Source organism: Prosthecobacter sp. (assembly GCF_044236155.1).
GTDB lineage: Bacteria > Verrucomicrobiota > Verrucomicrobiia > Verrucomicrobiales > Verrucomicrobiaceae > Prosthecobacter.
In genome coordinates this window covers 1-18,945 of sequence record NZ_JBIIHA010000059.1, presented here as the reverse complement: position 1 = coordinate 18,945, position 18,945 = coordinate 1, and the positions used below count along the sequence as shown (strand labels likewise).

Below are 18,945 nucleotides of genomic sequence, written 5' to 3'. Positions count from 1 at the left end.
TTCGGAGCCGCCGCGCTGAAGCGGGCGAAGGAACCGGCGAAGGAGGAGTTGGTGTTGTCATAACCGACCAACAAGGCACCGGCAGTGCTGGAGGCATTGGTGACCACACCGGACCCGGTGAGGGAACCGAAGAGGGCGTTGGCACCGTTCAAATTGAGGAAGGTGCCGCTAGCGAGATCGAGTTGGGAGTTACGCGCACCCGCAAAAGCCCCCGTCGGGTTAGCCGTGATGGCGATCGTGCCAGCAGAGACGGTGGTGTTACCGGTGTAGGGATTCTGGGCATTGAAGCCGAGGACGCCTGCGCCGGTTTTGGTCAGCCCGGCGGTGCCGAGCAGGGCGGCGGTGATGTTAAGGGCGGGTTGCAGATCCGAGACGTTTTGGCCGTTCCAGATGGTTTGGGCGACGTTGAAATTGCGGCTGCTCGCCCCGAGATCGACGCGACCCGCAATGGTGGCGATGGAGCCCGGGTTACTGGATGTGACGGTGACACCGCCGTTCAAGGTCAGCGTGCCACCGAGGGCCGCTCCGCCGTTGAGCACGGAGCCACCCGAAGTGGTGTTGACGGTGGGGTTGGTGCTACCGCCGCCGTTGTTGTTGAAGACCAATCCGGCCAAGGTGTTTGCTCCAGCAAGGTTCAAAACGCCGGGGCCATTGAGGGTGACAATATTTGAGGCGGCGATCTGACCACCAAACTGGTTCATGGTGACGGTGCCGCCATTGATGACCAAACCGTCGGCCGGCACCGTAGCGGCGGGGATGACGATCGTATTGCCAGCAACGGCGTCGAGCCTCAAGGTGCCCTGGCTAACGATGGTGCCGCCAGTGTAAGTATTGGCCCCGGACAGGCTGAGGGTGAAGCCTCCGGACTTCGTCAGCGAGGTCGTGGCCGTGCCGCTGCCAATGGCGGTCATTGTGTCCACGATGACGGAGTTGATGACCATCGTGTTCTGATTGCCCCAGACCAGCAACTCGGTGTTGCCAGATGAGGCCGTGCCGCCGGTGGTAAGCCTGCCGCGGTTGGTGGCGGTGCCGATATTGGTGCTGTTGTTGTCATTGGAGCGAAGCAGGCCGCCCATGGCCAGATTGAGCACATCCGTTCCGCCGGAGGCCGTGCCGTTGGTGAAGGTGATGTTGCGGGTAGCGTTCGTTCCCAGACGCAGGGCACCGATGGTGGTGTTCGCAGCGATGGCGACATCCGCCGTGGTATTGGAGATGTTGTTGGGCAGGTTGTTTCCGCTGGCGAGGCCTGCTGAATAGGGCGTGTATCCTGCCTGGCCCATGGCACCGATTCCGAGATCGGGGATGTAGCTTGCGTAGTCGCCGTAGTTGGCAATCGCCCAAGTCCCGATGATGCCGTTGGTCAGAGTCGGTGCCGCGGTGAATAGGACATTGGGATTGCTGCCAATGGCACCGAGGGTGCCGATGTCCGAGCCAATGAATTTGCCGAAGTTGATCGTGGCCCCCGAACCAGCAGTCCGGTTGAGAGAGCCGAAGGTGAGAAGGGAGGAACTGACTCCGACATTGCCGTGTTGCGCATTGATGGTCGAACCCGCCTGCACAACATTGAGGGCACCGAAGGTTTCAGAGGTGGCCATCTGAGCGCGCCCAATGTAGTTGAGCACGCCGCCACGCAGGTTGACAGCAGCGGCATCGTTGATGCGATCGTTTTCGTTGATCGTGCCGACGTTGTTGTTCAGCGTGAGTGTGCTGTAGTTGATGCCAAGGTTCGTGGTGCCGGAGAAACGAGAGGAATCACGCATCACGGTGGCACCACCCGCGATGAGGATGTCGCCCGTGGTATTGCTGTTGGAGAAGAGTGTATAGGTGTTCGGGCCCGTGCGTTGGAAGGCAGCGGAGCCGGTGATGATGCCTGAGAAGTTGCGGTCGAAGGCATCAAGGTTGTGTACAAAGGTCGAACCTGCACCACCCGTGATGGTGCCGCCACCATTGAAGGTCGAGCCCGCGTCGAAGAGCCGGGAGGTTTGGGCAGTGCCGTTCAGGTCCAGGGTGCCGCCGACGAGGCTGAGGTAATTGTTGAAGTAGAGGGTGTTGTTGCCGCCGTTCAAACGCAAGGTGCCCTGATTGATCACCGTCTGGCCGCCCGCGATGTTGCCATTGACGCCGGGGATCACACTGGCGGAGGGCTGGAGGGTGAGGATGCCGTCGCCTGCCTTGATGAAGGCGATATTGCCGCTTCCCTGGCCGTTGCCACCCTGAAGGAGGCTGGTCATGGTGGTGTTGTCCGAGGCGAGGCCGACGGTGTGGATGATGAGCGGAGCCCCCCCCGCTGGGTAGGCGAGTACACCGCCGCTGATGCCGGTGTTGCCCGGTCTGGTCAGAATACCACCGCTCTGGATGGTAAGAACGTCGAGCGGCTTCATGGTGACGCCACCACCGCTTTCCAGCGTGAGGGAGTTGATACGGCGGGCGTCAATGGCGGCCGGAGCGGTGAGAAGACGGACGTTGGTGTCCACCGTGACCGAGCCGGTCACCATTTCCGTGCCCACCACGAGTGGGCGGAGGATGCCGGTGGCGCTATCTGCGGTGGCAAAGGAAGTTCCAAGTCCACTAACCGTGGAGTCAACCAAGGCCCAGGGAATGATACCCTTGTTTGTGGTTCCAACGGCACCGGCCTGACCGGCAAACGCGAAGCCGGTACCGGTGGAGGCGATGGTCGCAATTCCGGCTCCAGCGGCTGTTCCGAGGCTGGTCCCGCGGAAGAGAGCGGTGGCACCGGAGGGCGCGGGGTTGGCGTTGATATTGGTGGAAGGATTGTTGGCGAGTGCTCCGAACACGAGATTGGCCTGCCCCGCACCGGCCGTCACCGTGATCGTGCTCTGGCCGCGAGCAAAGGTAGGAGCACCAATCGTTTCCGTAACGTTCGTGGCACCACCGATTAGATTGAGGTTACCACCCGAGAGCGTGATGGGCCTGCTGCCGAGGCGGTTGTTGACTTGGGTAACGCTGTTGTCGAGGGTCAGCGTGGCACTAGGATTGACCGTCATGGCGATGGTGTTGCCAACCGCCAGCGTGCCGGCACCGTTCAAACTCGTGGTGCCCTGGAAAAGCGTGATGTTGTTGGTCGGCTTGAATGTGTTCGCCGTCGTGATGTTCAGCGTGCCGGTGCCGTATTTGAGAAAGCTAAAATATTCGTTGGCCGTCGTCGTGGCGGCGGTCATGTTGCTGTTGAGATTGATGATGCCTGTGCCCTCGGTATTGAAAAGGAGAGCTCGGCCCGTGATGGTGGTATTGTTGATGCCGCCATTGATGTTCAGAGTAGCGCCAGTTGCGACTCCGACAGCGGCGTCCGCATCCATTCGAAGAACACCTGTTGTGGTGCTAGTTCCAGCTGCACCGCGTAGCTGGCCACCAAAGTTCACACCGCCCAAGGCGACGTTGACCGTGGTGCTGGAATTGAGCGTGATGGGGTTGGAGACAGAAACGCCATTCAAGTTCACTGCGGCCCCGAAAACGCCCGGAACGCTGATGGCTGCCGTAGTGCCAAGCGCCGTGGCGTTGCTCAATTGCAACGTGCCCGCATTGACGGTGACCGCGCCAACGAAGCCAGGGTTGCTGACAGCGATGTCCATGAGGCCGTTGTCAGCCTTCACAAAACCATTGGCCGTCCCGCCGAAAGCCGAGTTCAACGTCAGCGTGCTGCCCTGGACGACTTCGATGACGTTGTTCGTGGCAGTGGTGTTGTTGAAGCTGATGACGCGCCCGGCGTCGAGGTTGATGTTGCCCGCCGCGCGGAAGGTCGCCACGGCACCGGCACCGGCGGCACTGAGGTTGATGTCATTGGCTGTATTGCCCAAAGCCCCGTCGCTGGTGGCGGCGAGGACACCGCGAACCACCGTCATGTTCCCGATGAAGTCGTTGGTCCCATTCGACAACAAGACGGTGCCGCCGATGCCGCCGTCCGCCGCGGTGCCGCCGCCAGTGCCCACATTGATCGCTCCCGTTCCTGTGACTTGCCCGCCAAACTCGAGACCCGCGACGATGTTGGAGGTGTTGGCGGTGGTCGGGTTAAGGACGATGAAGGTCGAGGGTGCACCGCTGAGGGTGGTGGTGCCGGTGAACTCAAGTCCGTAGCCGTTCAAATTGTTCGCGGTTAGAGTGTTGGTGCCAATGTTTAGAGCGCCAAGCTGAAGCGTCTTATTCAGAGCCGTGGAACCCGGAAAACCGGCCAAGCCGGTGCGATCCACGGAAATGGTCGTGTTGCCGGTGACCGTCACATTGTCGCCAAAGACGATGTCCTGGCGATTGCCGAAGCCGGAGCCGTCATCGCGAAGGTCGAGGGAACCACCGCTGAGGGTGATGGCATTGGTGACGCCGGCATTGAGCGCCTCTTTGGAGACCCGCAAGTTGCCGCCGGATACGGAAACGCCACCGGTGAAGGTGTTCGCGCCACCGAGAACCCAGAGTCCCGCGCCGGATTTGGCAATGGAGGTGGCTCCACCCGTGCCATCGCCGATGATGGCAAGCAGGGCGTTGTTGCCGGTGTTGGCGCCAGTGAGCGTGAGGGTGCGCGCACCAGTGCCGGCGAACCCCATCGCCGTGGCATCAGACAGGGTGAGCGCCGCGCTGCCCGATGCGTCAATACCACCACCGTTCTGGGTGAGGGTGAAGATGCGGTTGCTGGTAACAACGGCACCGGTGTATTGGAGTGTGCCGCCGTCGAGGATTAGATTACCCACCGCGCTGGCCGAGGAACCAACACCGCTATTGCCGCCGCCGCTGGCGAGATTGTTGGTGGAATAGATGCCGCCGCTGATGGTGACCGCGCCATCGAAAGTGTTGGCCTGATTCGTCGTCAACTGTCCAGCTCCTGTCTTGTTAATACCGAAGCCCACGCCACCGATGACCCCGGTCGTCAGCAAGGCATTGGTCTGCACGTCAAAGGTCGGCGTGGCGGTCATGGTGACCGCGCCCACGGTGACTCCGCCGGTGCCGCTCGTGGCATTCGCGCCGCGGGTGACGCTCAGGGTATTGGCACCGATACTCAACGTTCCCAAGGTATGGGTGATGCCGGCCCCGGCGGTGGCGCGGTTGGAGGTGATGGTGGTGTTGCCGCCAACGGTGACGGCATGAGCATTCACTGTGGCATCGGTATTGAGGCTTAGCGAGCCGCCATTGAGCGCCAGAGAGACGCCCGTGGTGCCCAGCGCGGAAGCAGCCCCCACGTTCAGCGTTCCGGCGCTCAGCGTCACAGTGCCACTGGCCCGCGCGGCATTGGCCGCCGTATTTAGGGAGAGTATCCCGCTGCCTTGCTTCGTGAAATTGCCCGCAGTCTGCAGCGCACCCAGTGTGAGAAGGGTGTTCGCTCCGGTGTCGAAAACAGCGCCTGATGCAATCGTGGTGTTGCCGAAGGTGATGCCCGCAGTCCCGCTTGTTACATTGGCACCGGCCAGCAGATTCAGGGTGTTCGCCCCAGTGGCAAGGGTTCCGAGCGCTTGAGTGACACCAGCACCGGTGGTGAGACGGTCACTTGTGACCGTCGCCGTGCCAGTAAGCGTTGTGTTGCGCGCGAAGTTCAAACCCGTGTCATCTGCCAATTGCAGGTCGCCTCCGCCGAGCGAAAGCGCTCCCGTGCCAAGCGCCGACGCGCTGGTGGTGGCACGCAGAATACCGCTGCTGACCGTCGTGGTACCGCTGTAGGTGTTGACTCCAGAAACGGTCAACGTGCCGGCGCCGGATTGCGTGATGCCTCCCGCACCCGCGCCAATGATGCCCGAGATGACGGTGTTCCCCGCGCCGTTGATCGTCAGCAGATTCGCGCCATTCGTCACGCCGCCGCCGACCGTCAGTGTCTTGCCCATCGCCACCGTCCAGCTCTGAGCGCCGCCCAAGATCGTGTTTGCTGTGATCAGCGCCGATTCGTTTGCTGTGATTCCGCCATTGATCGTTAGCGTTTCAGCAGCCGTCGGCGAGATGGTGTACGTGGTCGCAGCCACTGAATTGAACGTGAGGGTTCCCACCGTGATGTTCGCCCCCAGCGTGATGACTCCACCAGTGCCGCCGGAGCCGAAGATGGCGTCGTCGGGAGTGAGGTTGTTCCAAATGAAGTTGGCCACGCCATCATCCGCCCAATTGGTATTGGTGAGATCCCAAGTGCCGTCGCCGTCGGTTCCAACCGTGGCATTGCCCGTGCTGTCCCAAGTGAGTGTCGCCCCAAGCACGGGCCCTGGCAGGTAGCAAACCATGAGGCATGCCATGAACCAGCCGAGCAGTTGGCGGTGTTTGCGGAGTGTTTTCATAAGATTTTCAGGGGCGGAAAGACGGGAGAAAAAAGGCATCGATCAGTTTGCAGCGGATGTTGAAATCCTTGGATCCAGAATCTTCAGGGCGGACCATTTTGTGGCATTCACCAGCATGCATGGGGACACGGCTCCGCCACTGACAAGCGTGGCGGATGATTCACAGACAGGGCTGCAAATATCCGAACAATGGTTGGTAAACATGAAAGCTGCTTTCGAATTAAATCACAAACGAAGCCAATCCGACAATACTTTTTGCATTAAGCAAAAAAAAAACTTTGAGCGTTCAAAATCAGTGCTTTGAGTTACTTGTATCCCCAGCAACCTTCATCGGCATTAAACCTAATTTTTAACACCGAAAAGTTCTCAAAACATTATGCCGTGTTTGAAAGCCTGCTGATAGGCAAATCGGTAGTGATGGCGGGAAGGGCAGAGTCGATGAAAACACAACGCTTTGCCTAGGGGGGGGCGCTCAAAGAGCGGCTCAAAAAAATGGTGGTCTGAAGCTGGGTGGCAGCCCCCCCAGCAGGATTGGACATGGTGCTCGATGCGCTGTTCTACCGGCTGAGAAATGCAGGACCTTGGCGTGACCTGCCTGATGGCTTCGTCCCTTGGCGCACGATCTATGGCTGGTATCAGCGGCTGGCTCGGCAAGGCATCTGGGAGCGGCTGCTGCGCCGATTGGCGGCTGGTGCCAAAAGCAGGATCCGACTGGTCGATGGCACCCATGTGCTGGTGGACCAATGCGCAGCCAATCCCGCCGGAGGAGCTCGGAAGCAGGCGATGGGCCGCACGCGTGGCGGACGCAACACCAAGATCATGGCGCTGACCGACGGTCGTGGTCTGCCAGTGAGGCTGTTGCTCATCGAAGGCCAGGCTTACGAGGGCAAATACGTCATCCCGTTGCTCGAAGCCCCTGAGGGGCTGATGGTGGTGGGAGACAGCCGAGCGCAGCGAGACAGCCAGCCGTAGGCTGCCCGCAGGGCGAGGCGAAGCCGAGGCAACGGCTTCGACAGCGACCCTCTCCGTCAACAACTTGAGCAGCTTGGAGCCTCTCATTGCATTCCCAGCAAGTCCAACCGCCGCAAGAAGCGCGGGCTCAACAAGAAGCTCTATCGTCAGCGCTACAAGGTGGAGAACTACTTCTGCCGCCTGAAGCGCTGGGCCTCAGCAAGCACGCGCCGCGACAAACTTGCCTCCCACTTCCTGGCTCTCATTCAGTTTGCTTCCGTCATCGACCGGCTTCGCCAGGACTGTCGAGGGTTTTTAAACACGGCCTAAGGCGTTGGATTGGCGTATCGTGCCACCCTAGCACTCAGTTCGTGCCCTGCCAGCCATATCCCCGGCAGGAATCGAACCTGCATTTAGAGTTTAGGAAACCCTCGTTCTATCCATTGAACTACGGGGACTTTGGGCCGGGGGGGCATTTCCACCGGAAGGAGTTGGTTTCAACCTCGAGATTTAGCAATGGCGGATTCTCACCTCAAATTCACGGCGCCGCCGTCGAGCGTGTAGTTCGTGCCGGTAGCGAAGGAGGCCTCGTCACTGCACAAATAGAGCGCCAGGGCGGCGATTTCGTCGGGTTTGGCCATCCGGCCGATGGGCTGCGCCTCGCTGAGCTTCTGGAACATCTCTTCTTCGCGGCCGGGATAGGTTTTGGCGAGATAACCATCCACAAACGGGGTGTGGACGCGGGCGGGGGCGATGCAGTTGCAGCGGATACCGTCCTTGATGTAATCCTTTGCAATTGAGTAAGTCATCATCAGAACCGCCCCCTTGGTCATCGAGTAGGCAAACCGGTCGGCGAGGCCGATTTGGGCGGCGATGGAGCACATGTTGAGGATGACACCGTTTTTGCGGACGGTCATGTGTGCCAGGGCGGCCTGAGCACAGGCATGCACGCCTTTGATGTTCACCCGATGCAGGCGGTCCATGTCCTCCTCGGTGGTGGTCAAGGCGGTGCCGATGTGGGCGATACCGGCGTTGTTCACCAAAATGTCGATCTTGCCGTGTTTCGCGGCCACGGCATCGAACAGCGCCTTCACGCTAGCATAATTGCCCACATCGCAGCCCGTAGCGTTCGCGCTGCCTCCCGCGGCCTTGATTTGATCCACCGTTTCCTGCGCGGACTCCTGCTTGAGGTCGAAGACTTCCACGTGCGCCCCTTGTTTGGCGAAAAGAATGGCGATGGCCTGGCCGATGCCCGATCCGGCGCCGGTGATGATGACGGTTTTGCTGGCGAGTGAGAACATGAGTGACAAAAAACTGCGGATGAACGAGCTTTTTTACTTCTTTCCCCTTTTTCGACCATCCAATTCTGGCGTCTGGGGCAAAAAGGCAGCGAACCGGCTCTCCAACCGCTTGGGAATCACGCACTGAATCTCGGCGCGGCCGGTTTCGTAGTCCTCGCTGAGCACTTTGCCCTCCTGATGGGCCAAAGCGACGAGGTCCATGCGATCCAAAGGCAGGCTGAGCGACAAACGCACCACGCGGTCGATCATGAAGTCGTGCAGACGGTGCAGCAGGTCGTCCATGCCCTGGCCGGTTTTGACAGAAATGGTCACCGCGTCCGGAAATTCGCGTTTCAGCTCCAGTAGCCGCGTATCGTCGATCAAATCGACCTTGTTGAGCACCAGCAGCACCTTTTTATCCCCAGCGCCGAGCTCGCCCAGCACCTTGGTGGTGGTCTGATAAAATTCCGACGCCTGCGGTGAGCTGGCATCGATGACGTGGATGAGAAAGTCCGCCTGGTTTGCCTCTTCCAGCGTGGCGCGGAAGGACTGCACCAGGTCGTGCGGCAGGTTGCGGATGAAGCCGACGGTGTCGGTGATCAGCAACGGCTGACCGTCCGGCAGCTCCATGCGCCGCGTCGTGGTGTCCAGCGTGGCGAAGAGCTTGTTCTCCACATAAGCGTCCGCCGCGGTCAGTTTGTTCAGCAGCGAGGATTTTCCAGCATTGGTGTAGCCGACAATGGCCGCGTGCGGCACGGGAACGCGGCTGCGCTCCTTGCGCATCGTGTCGCGTTGTTTTTTCACCTCTTCGAGATCGGCGCGCAGCTTGTCGAGACGCTTGCTGGCAAGGCGGCGGTCCACTTCGAGCTGCGTCTCACCCTCACCACGCGCCGCGCCCGCTCCGCCTTGCCCGCCGCCTGCGCCACCGCCCTGGCGGTCAAGATGCGCCCACATTCGCGTCAGCCGTGGAATCGAATACTCCAGCCGGGCCAGTTCGACCTGCAGCCGCGCTTCACGTGTCTTGGCGCGCATGTTGAAAATGTCGAGAATGACCTCGTGGCGGTCGATCACGCAGATGTCACCCTCGCTTTCCCACGCACGTTGCTGCGCGGGGCTGAGCTCGTTGTCCCACACGATGCAGTCGGCCCCCAACTCCTTCGCCTGCTTCATCAGCTCTGCCGACTTGCCGCTACCAATAAGATAACGGGCGGTGTGTTCGCGCGCATAGACGAGTTCGCAGCCGATGACTTCGATGCCGAGCGTGCCCACGAGCTCGCGCAGCTCGTCCAGGAGGTCGGATGCCACCTGTTTTTCACGACGGTCAAAGTACGCGCCGATAAGGAAGGCGCGCTCGACCATGTTGGGCTTTTCACGGATATCGAACATGTGCGCCGGAGCATGGCGAGCGGCGGCACGTTGCCAAGCCGTGTATTCCATGCCATGAACGCCATCATGACACGCCGAACCGCCCTTTTCGCCGCCCTATGCCTCGGACTTGCCGCGTGCGACTCGTCCGACACGGCCAGGCTGCCGCTCAATCTATATGAATGCGAAGCCGGGGAGGCCGCGTTGCGTCATCTCATCGCCCAACTGCCAGATCCAAATCCCGGCGTGGCCAAGAGCTACTCCATCGTGCTGGGCGAGATCAACCGCGACGGCATGACGCCCGCGTCCGATGCCTTCACCGCGCGATTTGCCGATCTGAAGCTCAAATTCGTCAACGCCTTCCTCCTGAAGGACGTACCACCGGACCACATCATCGCCGATCCCGAAACACGACTGGCCGCTTTTGTGCTGCAACTTCGCACGCTCCAGCAATCCAGCGCCACCACATGGCGGGCCGAGGTCGGCTGGAGCTACAAGAAGGAATTCGGCCGCCTGAAACTTCGTATTGAGTCGAAGGATGGCAAAACCAGCGTGGTGGAAGAAAAGTGAGGCAGCGGACAACTGAGGCCGGTCAAGAAGTCAGGCGTCCCACCGGTTTGAAGCTCGGCTCTGGACCTTCTTGAGGATCCTTGACCGTTGATCCGTGGCTTACTTCAGCCCGGCACCATCCTCCACATTGTCCACGTCGAGCTGGCGGACGCGTTTGCGGTCGCGTTCGGCCTGGACGGCGGTGCGGAGTTTTTCGCGGACGGCCTCGACCTCGGGAATGGCTTTCATCGCCACTGTCGGCGTGGTGGCGTCGGAGGTGACCATGGTGAGGTTTCCAAGGCCGACGAGACGCAGCAGCAAGGGTTGCTCCATGCTGTAGTCACGCACCCGGAAGAGCTCCAGCTCATCGACACGCTTGTTGAGCACGCCGGTGCGGATGCGCAGGCGCTGTGTGGTGATCTCGTAGGTGGTGCATTTCGTGACCCACCAGCGGATCAGCCACATGATCACGGGAATGATGAGGGCGGCGTAACTCAGCGCCCCGGTCGGAAGCGCGAGAACCGTGGCCCCCACAGCGATGGCCCCGGCAAGCAGCACGCAGAGGAAGTAATACCAGAAATGGACCCACTGGGAGGTGTGGCCGGACCAGAGCGTGGTTTCCGCGCCAGCGGGAGTGATGAGAGCGTCTTCGGTGGGCATGATGGGGATGCGGTGGAGTGTTGGAGGGATGGAAAAAATCAGGTCAGCAGCGCCGCGATCTCATCAAGAGCCTGCTTGGTGCGTTTGATGCCCTCGATCTCGGTGTGCTTGTCGCCTTCGTATTCAATGCCGATGCAGCCTTTGTAGCCGGCCTTGACGACGATCTCGATGAGACGCTGGAAATCGAGCGTGACCTCGCGGCCTTCGCGGCGGTCCTCGGTGTAGAATTTGCCGGCGCCAGTGTCCCAATCGTAAGCCTTCGCGCTGACGGCCTGCTTCACCCACGGCATGAACTCGCGCATGCCTTTGTAGGGATTGTAAAGCTCGCCCTTGTTGCGGTCGGTGTAGAAATTGCCAAAGTCCGGCAGGATGCCGACGCGGGTGTGGTCCGCGGCTTTCATCACGCCGGTGAGCCAGAGGCCGTTGCTGGAAAGGCCGCCATGATTTTCGACCACGACATAAAGGCCGCGCTTGTCGCCCTCGACGCAGAGGCGATGCAAACCGTCGGCGGCGAGCTTCATTTGCTCGTCCCAGGTCAATTTGGGATCGCTGGCGGCGTTCACGCGGATGCTGTGGCAGCCGAGCGTGGCGGCGGCGTCGAGCCACTTGAGGTGGTTTTCGACGGTCTTCGCGCGCTTGGCCTCATCAGGATCGCCAAGATTGCCCTCGCGGTCGCACATGATGAGCAGACCCTTCACGCCTTCGCCATCCTGGCGTTTTTTCATCTCGCCGAGGTAGGCCGCATCCGTCGCCTTGTCGAAAAACATCTGGTTCACGTACTCCACGCCGTCGATGCCGAGGCTGCGGGCGATCTTGCAGAAATCGAGGTGCTCATGACGCTCCGCGTTGCCTTTGCCAAAAATCCCTTTGTTCAGCGACCATTCAGCGAGCGAAACCTTGAACGGAGGCTCCTTCCCCGCGGCCAGCGCGAAACGTGAGCCGGCGGTGGCGATAGCGGCGGTGGCGGCGAATTGGAAAAACTGGCGGCGGGAGGAGATGCTGGTGCTCATGGAGTGGTAACGGCGGGCATTATGGCGTGCGGTCGTGCGAAACCTCCAGAAGAATTTTCCACGCGCCTTTGTAAAGCGTATGCACGACAGTGAGGGCGGGTTTCGAAATTCCAGCCCCTTCTGGCGCGAAAGTCCGCACCCTCATCCGGCGTAGTTCCCTCACCATCCCCCTATGATGCCCAAAACCACCCTCTCGCTGACTTGCGCGGCCCTCGCCGCAGTGTCCCTTCATGCCCAGGAAGGCGGCGAAAAAATCACCTATCAGGACCACATCCGCCCCCTGCTGGAGAACAAATGCTTCTCCTGCCACAATCCCGACAAAAAGAAGGGCGACCTCGATCTTACCAGCTTCGCCGCCCTCATGACCGGCGGCGGCGGCGGCGCGGTCGTCGATCCCGGCAATGTCGATGGCAGCCGCCTGTGGACGACCTGTGCGAAAAAAGAAGAGCCTTTCATGCCGCCGGAAGGCGCTCCTCTCGGCACGAAGGAACTCGATCTCCTCGCCGCCTGGGTCAAGGGAGGCGTTCTCGAAACAAAGTCCTCCATCGCCAAAAAGTCCGCGAAACCGAAGGTGGACATGGCCGTCGCAGTCACCAGCGGCAAGCCGGAGGGGCCCATCGCGAAGCCTGAGCACGTTTTGCTCGAGCCCGTCGTCGTCACGCCGCGCACCACCGCCATCACGGCCATGGCCGCCAGCCCGTGGACCTCGCTCGTCGCCCTCGCCGCGCCCAAGCAGGTCCTGCTTTACGACACCGACACCAGGCAGCTCGCCGGCATCTTCCCTTACACCGAGGGCTACGCCCGCAGCCTGCGCTTCAGCCGCAACGGCTCCCTGCTCATTATGGGCGGCGGTCGCGCCGGCAAAAACGGCAGCGCCATCGTCTGGGACGTGAAGACCGGCAAACGCATCACCGAAGTCGGCAAGGAGTTCGACCAGGTCATGGCCGCGGACATCAGCCCCGACCACAAACGCATCGTCATCGGCAGCCCCTCGAAAAAGGTGAAGTGCTACAACACCGCCACCGGAGAAGAAGAATACGTCATCAGCAAGCACACCGAGTGGGTCATGGGCACCGCCTTCAGCCCAGACGGTGTCCTGCTCGCCACCAGCGACCGCAACGGCAACGTGATGGTCTGGGAAGCCGAAAACGGCGGCGAATTCTACATCCTCGGCCAGCACAAGGCCTCCTGTGTCGATCTCTCCTGGCGCGCCGACTCGAACCTCCTCGCCTCCTGCTCCGCGGACGGCACCATCATGGTCTGGGAGATGAACGAGGGCAAAAAGGTGAAGGAATGGGCCGCGCATGGCGGCGGCGTGCAGTCCATCTCCTTCACACCCGACGGCAAAATCGTCTCCGCAGGCAACGACGGCCTTGTGCGTGTATGGGACATCAACGGCAACAAGCTAGGCGAGGCACCAAGCCAGGGCGACATCGTCACCAAAGTCGTCGCGCTTCACGATTCCAAGGCAGCCGTCTCGGCCAACTGGCGCGGAGAAATCATCGATTGGAACATCACCGCCGCCGCCATGACCGAAAATGGCCGCCTCTCTAGCAACCCATCGCAAATCGCCCAGCGCATCGTCCAAGCCGAGCAGCGCATGGCCGAGCTCAACGCGAAACTGCCCTCCTTGCAGGAAGCGGTGAAAAAAGCCGAGGCCGACGCCAAGGCACGCGAAGAGGCGCTCAACAAGACCCGCGCCGAAGTCGCCGCCACTGAAGCTCGCAGCAAAAATTTGCCCGGTGAGATCGCCAACGACGAGAAAGCTGTCGCCGCGCTCAAAGCCGCCCGCGAAAAAGCCGCGAAGGACAAAGAAGCGCGCAATGCCGCCATCAAAGCCTTCGGCGAAAAATCCGCGAAGATCGCCGCCCAGGAAAAAGAACTCGCTCCCATCGCCGCCGAGGCCGCCAAGCTGCCCGCCGCGGACAAAGCCGTGGCCGACACAACCGCAGCTCTCGAAGGAGCGAAAAAAGAACTCGCTGCCAAAGCCGGAGACGCCGCCCTCACAGCCAAAGTGAAGGAACTTGAAGGCAAACTCGCAGCCGCGAAGGCTGAGCAGCAGAAAATCGCGCCAAACAAGGCCAAGGCCGACCAACTCGCCGCCGCCATCGCCAAAGCGAAGGCCGAACTCGGTGCCGCGCCCGCGCCGGTCGCCGATCTCGACAAATTGATCGCTGACACAGACGCCAAGATCAAAGCCACCGCCGACGGCATCGCGGCGAAGAAAGCCGAGCTGCCCAAGCTTCCCGCGCTGGTCAAAGCAGGCCCGGACCGCATCAAGGGAGCCGAAGGCAACGTCACAGCAGGCAAAACCGCCCTCGCCGCCGCTCAAACCGCCGCCAAGGCCGCCAGTGACGAGATCGGCATCCTGCAAAAAATGCCCACCGCTCTCAAGGCAGCCCAATTCAATACCGGCGTGCTCGCCGAAAAGGAAAAACTCGCGAAACTTGAAGAAGACTTCAACGACTTCACCGAGGCCAAAAAAGACGCCGAGGCCGCCAAGGTCGCCGCAACGAAGCGCATCGAAGACAGCAAGAAGGCCATCGCCGAATCCACCGCCGCACAGCCGGGTCTTGAAGCTGCTTTGAAGAAATTCCAGGGGGAACAAGCCGCGCTCGATGCCGCCATCAAGCCCACGCGTGAGGCCGATGCCGCCGCCGCCGCCAAAGTGAACGAGCAGAAGCAGATCATCACCACCAAGGAGGCCGAAATCGCCGCCGCGAACAAGGCCAAGGACGAAGCCATCGCCGCCGCGAAGAAATCCGCCGAAGAAATCGCCAAAGTGATCGAGACAAAGAAGAAGGCACTCGCCGACGCCAGTGCCAAGGCCGCCGCGCCTGAAAAGAATTTGCAGGCAAAGAAGGAAAAACTCGCGAAGGCCGACGTGGCCGCCGCTGAAGCCAAAAAAGCCGCCGATGCGACTGCGACGGAAGCCGCCGCCAAAGCGAAAGCACAAAAAGAGGCCGAAACCGCTGCCACCGCCGCCAACACCGCTCTTCAAACCGCCGACAAGCTCGTCAACGAAACGCGTGGCAAGGCCAACGCCAGCAAGCAGGCGGTGAATCCCGCCAAGCAGGCCGTTGCAGCCGCTGAAAAAGCCCTCGCCGACGCCAAGGCCAAAAATCAGGCCACCCCGCAGCTTGAGCAGGCCGTGAACGACACGAAGGCAAAACTCGCCGCTGCGGAAAAAGCCGCCGCTGACCTCGACGCCGCCGTGGCGAACGCTCTGAAGGACCTGGAAGCGAAAAAAGCCGCCAAGACCAGTGCCACGCAAAATTTCGCCGCCGCGCAGAAAGCCAACAATGAGGCCATGACCGCCGCCAGCAAGGCTGGTAGCGCCGCCAAGCAGACCGCTCAGCAGGCCGTCAATGCGAAGAACGAATTCGCAGCCGCCGCAAAGCAGGCCGCGCCTCTCATCGGCCAACGCGACGCCATCCATAAGGAGATCGAGGCCCAGTCCAAGGCTCTTGCCGAAAAACAGGCAGCGCCCGCGAACATCGAAAAGGACACCGCCGCCAAGATCGCCCCGCTCAACGCCGCCATTGCAGCGGCCAAGGCAGCGCTGCCACCACTTGAGCAGGCCTACGCCGCCGCTCATGGCAAGCTCGACGCCGAACAGAAGGTGCTCGACGCGAAGAAAGCTGAGGTCGCGAAGGCGAACACCGACTTTGAAGGAGCGAAGAAGAAGAAATCCGACGCCGAGGCCGCCATCGCCGCTGCCACGAAAGAAATCCCCGAGAAGGACAAGATCATCGCCGAGGCCACCGCCGAACTCGCCAAGCTTCAGCCCCAGCTCGAGCCCATGCGCACGAAGGTGAAGCAGATGACGGATCAGTATTTCACAATGCTGCCGAAATAGCCCCGCGCGCTCCTTCAATTCATTCCGATCCAGAATGGGGGCCAGACGGCCCCCATTTTTTGTTATCCTCCTTCACCTTGCCCCCTCAACAATCCGGGCCATCATCCGCGCTCCTTTTATCCCCTGTGAAACCCTACTACATCACCACCGCCATCGATTACACCAATGCCGCGCCGCACATCGGTCACGCGTATGAGAAGGTGCTGGCAGATGTCATGGCGCGCTTTCAGCAGCTGAATGGACGCGAGGTGTATTTCCTCACCGGCGTGGATCAGCACGGCCAGAAGGTGCAGAAGAGCGCCGAAAAGGCCGGGCAGACGCCGCAGGAGTTTGTGGATGGCGTGACGCAGCATTTCACGGCACTCTGGGACAAGCTGAACGTGCGTTACGACGGCTGGGCGGCCACCACGGACATCAAACACAAGCGCGTGGTCCAGGCCATCCTGCAAAAGCTGCACGATTGCGGCCAGCTCTACAAAAAGAGCTACGCGGGCTTCTACTCCGTCCGCCAGGAGCAGTTCCTCACCGACAAGGAACGCGGCCCCGACGGCCAATACGGCGAAGAATGGGGTGAAGTCGTCGAACTCCAGGAGGAGAACTGGTATTTCCGCCTCAGCGAGCATGTCGAATGGCTGAAGAACCACATCCGCAGCCACCCGGACTTCATCTACCCGCCGCATCGCGCGAATGACGTGCTGAACTCGCTCGACGGAGCGGCGCAGGACCTTTGCATCAGCCGTCCGATCGAACGTTTGAGCTGGGGTATCCCCCTGCCCTTCGACGAAAAGTTCGTAAACTACGTCTGGTTCGATGCGCTGGTGAACTATGTCAGCTTCGCCGGTTACATGGCCGATGAAGCCGGCAACACCGGACTGCCGCAGTTCGAAAAACTCTGGCCCGCCGACGCGCACTTGATCGGCAAGGACATCCTCGTTCCCGCGCATGCCGTTTATTGGCCGATCATGCTGCACGCTCTCGGTTTCAGCGACGATGAGATCCCGCGCCTCATCGTTCACGGCTGGTGGAACGTGAAAGGGGCCAAGATGAGCAAGAGTCTCGGCAACGTGATCGACCCAAACGTGCTCTCCGGCACCTTCACGCCCGACGGCCTGCGTTATTACCTCATGCGTGACATAGCGACCGGCTACGACGCCGATTTCAGCGATGAACGCATCATCATGAGCTACAACAAGGAGCTGGCTGGCGGATTGGGCAATCTGCTCAACCGCAGCATCAACATGGCGCAAAAGTATCGTAACGGGGTGCTCACGCCCGGCGATTACGATGACGAGATCAACCAAGCCCTGCGTCAGACCGTCGCCGAGGCCCTACCGCTTTATCTTGAGAAGATGAACGGCTGGGACATCCACGAAGGCATCGCCGCCGCGTGGAAAATCGTCACGCATGCGAACGCGTTCGTCGATAGCACCAAACCCTTCTCGCTCGCCAAAGATCCTGCGCAGGCCGCACGGCTCGACAGCGTGCTTTATCATCTCGCCGAAGCGCTCACGCATGTCAGCGTGCTGCTGAATCCGATCATGCCGACGGCGATGGTCACAGCGCGTGCGCAAATCGGCTGGGAACTGCCGCAGGGCTTCAAGGTCAGCGATTTGAAGTGGGGCCTGCTCCCCAGCGGCCACCAGCTCGGAGCGCCGGTGCCGCTGTTCCCGAGGTTGGAGATCGTGGAGGAAAAGTGAGACTGAAAATGGGCGCACGTCATTCCTTGCGCCCCCCGCCCTTCTGGCTATGACCAGCGGCGCAACTTGATGAAGAAAGCCCTCCTCGCCCTCGAAGACGGCCGGGTGTTTGAAGGCACGGCGTTCGGCGCCGAGGCCACTCACACCGGCGAAATCTGCTTTAACACCTCCATGACCGGCTATCAGGAGGTTTTGACCGATCCTTCGTATCGCGGACAGATCGTGACGATGACCTACACGCAGATCGGCAACTACGGCGTGAACCCGCTCGATTTCGAGAGCGACCGCCCGCAGGTGCGCGGCTTTGTCATCGAGGAGCTGTGCAATGTGCCGAGCAACTGGCGCAGCACGCAGGATCTCAGTTCCTGGCTGAAAGAATGGAACATCCCTGGCATCCAAGGCATCGACACCCGTGCCTTGACCAAACATCTGCGCACCCGCGGCGCGATGCGTGCCGTGATCACCTCCGAAGCGATGTCCGCCGAGGAAGCCGTGAAGCGAGCCGCCAGCAGCGCTCCGATGGAAGGCAGCGACTTCGTGAAGGAAGTGACCACTGCGAAACCTTACCTCTGGGACCCAGAGGACAAGGAAAGCGGTGACTGGGACATCCCGAGCCCGTCCCAAAACCGCGCAGCAGGCCCAGATGGCATCGTGCGTCATCCTTTGGCGCCTGCCAAGCATCACATCGTGGCTTATGACTTCGGCGTGAAGCGCAACATCCTGCGCCGCCTGCGCCAGGCTGGCTTCCGCGTGGATGTGGTGCCCGCCACCACCAGCGCGAAGGACGTTCTCGCCAAAAATCCTGACGGCATCTTCCTCTCGAACGGCCCCGGCGATCCCGCCGCGCTCGATTACATCCACAAGGAGGTGAAGCAGCTCATCGGCGTAAAGCCCATCTTCGCCATCTGCCTCGGGCATCAGATTCTCGGCCACGCGTATGGCGGGAAGACCTTCAAACTGAAGTTCGGCCACCGTGGCGGCAACCAGCCGGTGAAGGATCTCCGCAACGGCAAGGTTGCCATCACCAGCCAGAATCACGGTTTCGCCATCGATCCTTCATCGTTGCCCAGCAACGTTGAAGTCACGCACATCAATCTCAACGACGGCACCGTCGAAGGCATGCGCCACCGCGAAGCTCCCATTCTCAGCGTGCAGTACCATCCTGAGGCTGCCCCAGGACCGCACGACGCGAAGTATTTCTTCGGCGAGTTCGCCGCGATGATCGAGCGCGGTTGTTGATCCCGGCTTCGGAGTGGCGGGGGGGGGGGGGGGGGCGGCAGCGCGAGGTCGTGGGGGAGGGGCGGGGCGAGCCGAACC

Annotated in this window: 10 protein-coding genes and 1 tRNA gene; 5 read left to right on the top strand and 6 right to left on the bottom strand. The window is 61.0% G+C overall.

All coding sequences use genetic code 11. From position 1 onward, the window contains the following. On the bottom strand, positions 1 to 6,257 hold a 6,257-nt coding region (locus tag ACILSE_RS22895), incomplete at its 3' end, for an autotransporter-associated beta strand repeat-containing protein (protein WP_395719769.1). Between the two features lie 510 nt (positions 6,258 to 6,767). Between ACILSE_RS22895 and ACILSE_RS22890 the strand changes: the two genes are divergently transcribed. After that, positions 6,768 to 7,229: an IS5 family transposase gene (locus tag ACILSE_RS22890; protein WP_395719768.1), complete on the top strand. Its 462-nt coding sequence runs from the start codon at positions 6,768 to 6,770 to the stop codon at positions 7,227 to 7,229. Between the two features lie 365 nt (positions 7,230 to 7,594). Here ACILSE_RS22890 and ACILSE_RS22885 read toward each other — a convergent pair. The 3 genes from ACILSE_RS22885 to hflX form a co-directional block, all read right to left on the bottom strand. After that, positions 7,595 to 7,666 (bottom strand) — tRNA-Arg (locus ACILSE_RS22885). 69 nt (positions 7,667 to 7,735) lie between these two features. Continuing rightward, complete coding sequence (locus ACILSE_RS22880) at positions 7,736 to 8,509, bottom strand: SDR family NAD(P)-dependent oxidoreductase (RefSeq protein ID WP_395719767.1); 774 nt, start codon at positions 8,507 to 8,509, stop codon at positions 7,736 to 7,738. A gap of 33 nt (positions 8,510 to 8,542) precedes the next feature. Further along, a complete protein-coding gene (gene hflX, locus ACILSE_RS22875) occupies positions 8,543 to 9,874 on the bottom strand; it encodes a GTPase HflX (protein WP_395719766.1) in 1,332 nt (443 codons plus the stop codon). A gap of 66 nt (positions 9,875 to 9,940) precedes the next feature. On the opposite strand from hflX, the gene ACILSE_RS22870 reads away from it, so the two are divergent. Further along, a complete protein-coding gene (locus ACILSE_RS22870) occupies positions 9,941 to 10,423 on the top strand; it encodes a hypothetical protein (RefSeq protein WP_395719765.1) in 483 nt (160 codons plus the stop codon). A gap of 99 nt (positions 10,424 to 10,522) precedes the next feature. Here the strand turns inward: ACILSE_RS22870 and ACILSE_RS22865 are convergent, their stop codons facing one another. Together ACILSE_RS22865 and ACILSE_RS22860 are read right to left on the bottom strand one after the other, a co-directional pair. Further along, positions 10,523 to 11,062, bottom strand: coding sequence for a PH domain-containing protein (locus tag ACILSE_RS22865; RefSeq protein ID WP_395719764.1), 540 nt, complete (start codon positions 11,060 to 11,062; stop codon positions 10,523 to 10,525). 38 nt (positions 11,063 to 11,100) lie between these two features. Beyond that, positions 11,101 to 12,072: a sugar phosphate isomerase/epimerase family protein gene (locus ACILSE_RS22860; protein WP_395719763.1), complete on the bottom strand. Its 972-nt coding sequence runs from the start codon at positions 12,070 to 12,072 to the stop codon at positions 11,101 to 11,103. A gap of 172 nt (positions 12,073 to 12,244) precedes the next feature. Between ACILSE_RS22860 and ACILSE_RS22855 the strand changes: the two genes are divergently transcribed. From ACILSE_RS22855 to carA, 3 genes are all read left to right on the top strand, one after another. Further along, entirely contained in the window at positions 12,245 to 15,931 is a 3,687-nt protein-coding gene (locus ACILSE_RS22855; RefSeq protein ID WP_395719762.1) for a c-type cytochrome domain-containing protein, read from the top strand. A gap of 125 nt (positions 15,932 to 16,056) precedes the next feature. After that, the gene (gene metG / locus ACILSE_RS22850; protein WP_395719761.1) at positions 16,057 to 17,628 is read left to right on the top strand and encodes a methionine--tRNA ligase; all 1,572 of its coding nucleotides are present in this window, start codon (positions 16,057 to 16,059) and stop codon (positions 17,626 to 17,628) included. Between the two features lie 69 nt (positions 17,629 to 17,697). Beyond that, positions 17,698 to 18,867: a glutamine-hydrolyzing carbamoyl-phosphate synthase small subunit gene (carA, locus tag ACILSE_RS22845; protein WP_395719760.1), complete on the top strand. Its 1,170-nt coding sequence runs from the start codon at positions 17,698 to 17,700 to the stop codon at positions 18,865 to 18,867. Positions 18,868 to 18,945 lie beyond the last annotated feature (78 nt).

Bases quoted from the DNA above. Each gene is read 5' to 3' on its own strand.
- hflX (WP_395719766.1), bottom strand. From the start codon at position 9,874: ATGTTCGATATCCGTGAAAAGCCCAACATGGTCGAGCGCGCCTTCCTT.
- carA (WP_395719760.1), top strand. From the start codon at position 17,698: ATGAAGAAAGCCCTCCTCGCCCTCGAAGACGGCCGGGTGTTTGAAGGC.
- ACILSE_RS22880 (WP_395719767.1), bottom strand. From the start codon at position 8,509: ATGTTCTCACTCGCCAGCAAAACCGTCATCATCACCGGCGCCGGATCG.
- ACILSE_RS22855 (WP_395719762.1), top strand. From the start codon at position 12,245: ATGATGCCCAAAACCACCCTCTCGCTGACTTGCGCGGCCCTCGCCGCA.
- ACILSE_RS22870 (WP_395719765.1), top strand. From the start codon at position 9,941: ATGACACGCCGAACCGCCCTTTTCGCCGCCCTATGCCTCGGACTTGCC.
- ACILSE_RS22865 (WP_395719764.1), bottom strand. From the start codon at position 11,062: ATGCCCACCGAAGACGCTCTCATCACTCCCGCTGGCGCGGAAACCACG.
- ACILSE_RS22860 (WP_395719763.1), bottom strand. From the start codon at position 12,072: ATGAGCACCAGCATCTCCTCCCGCCGCCAGTTTTTCCAATTCGCCGCC.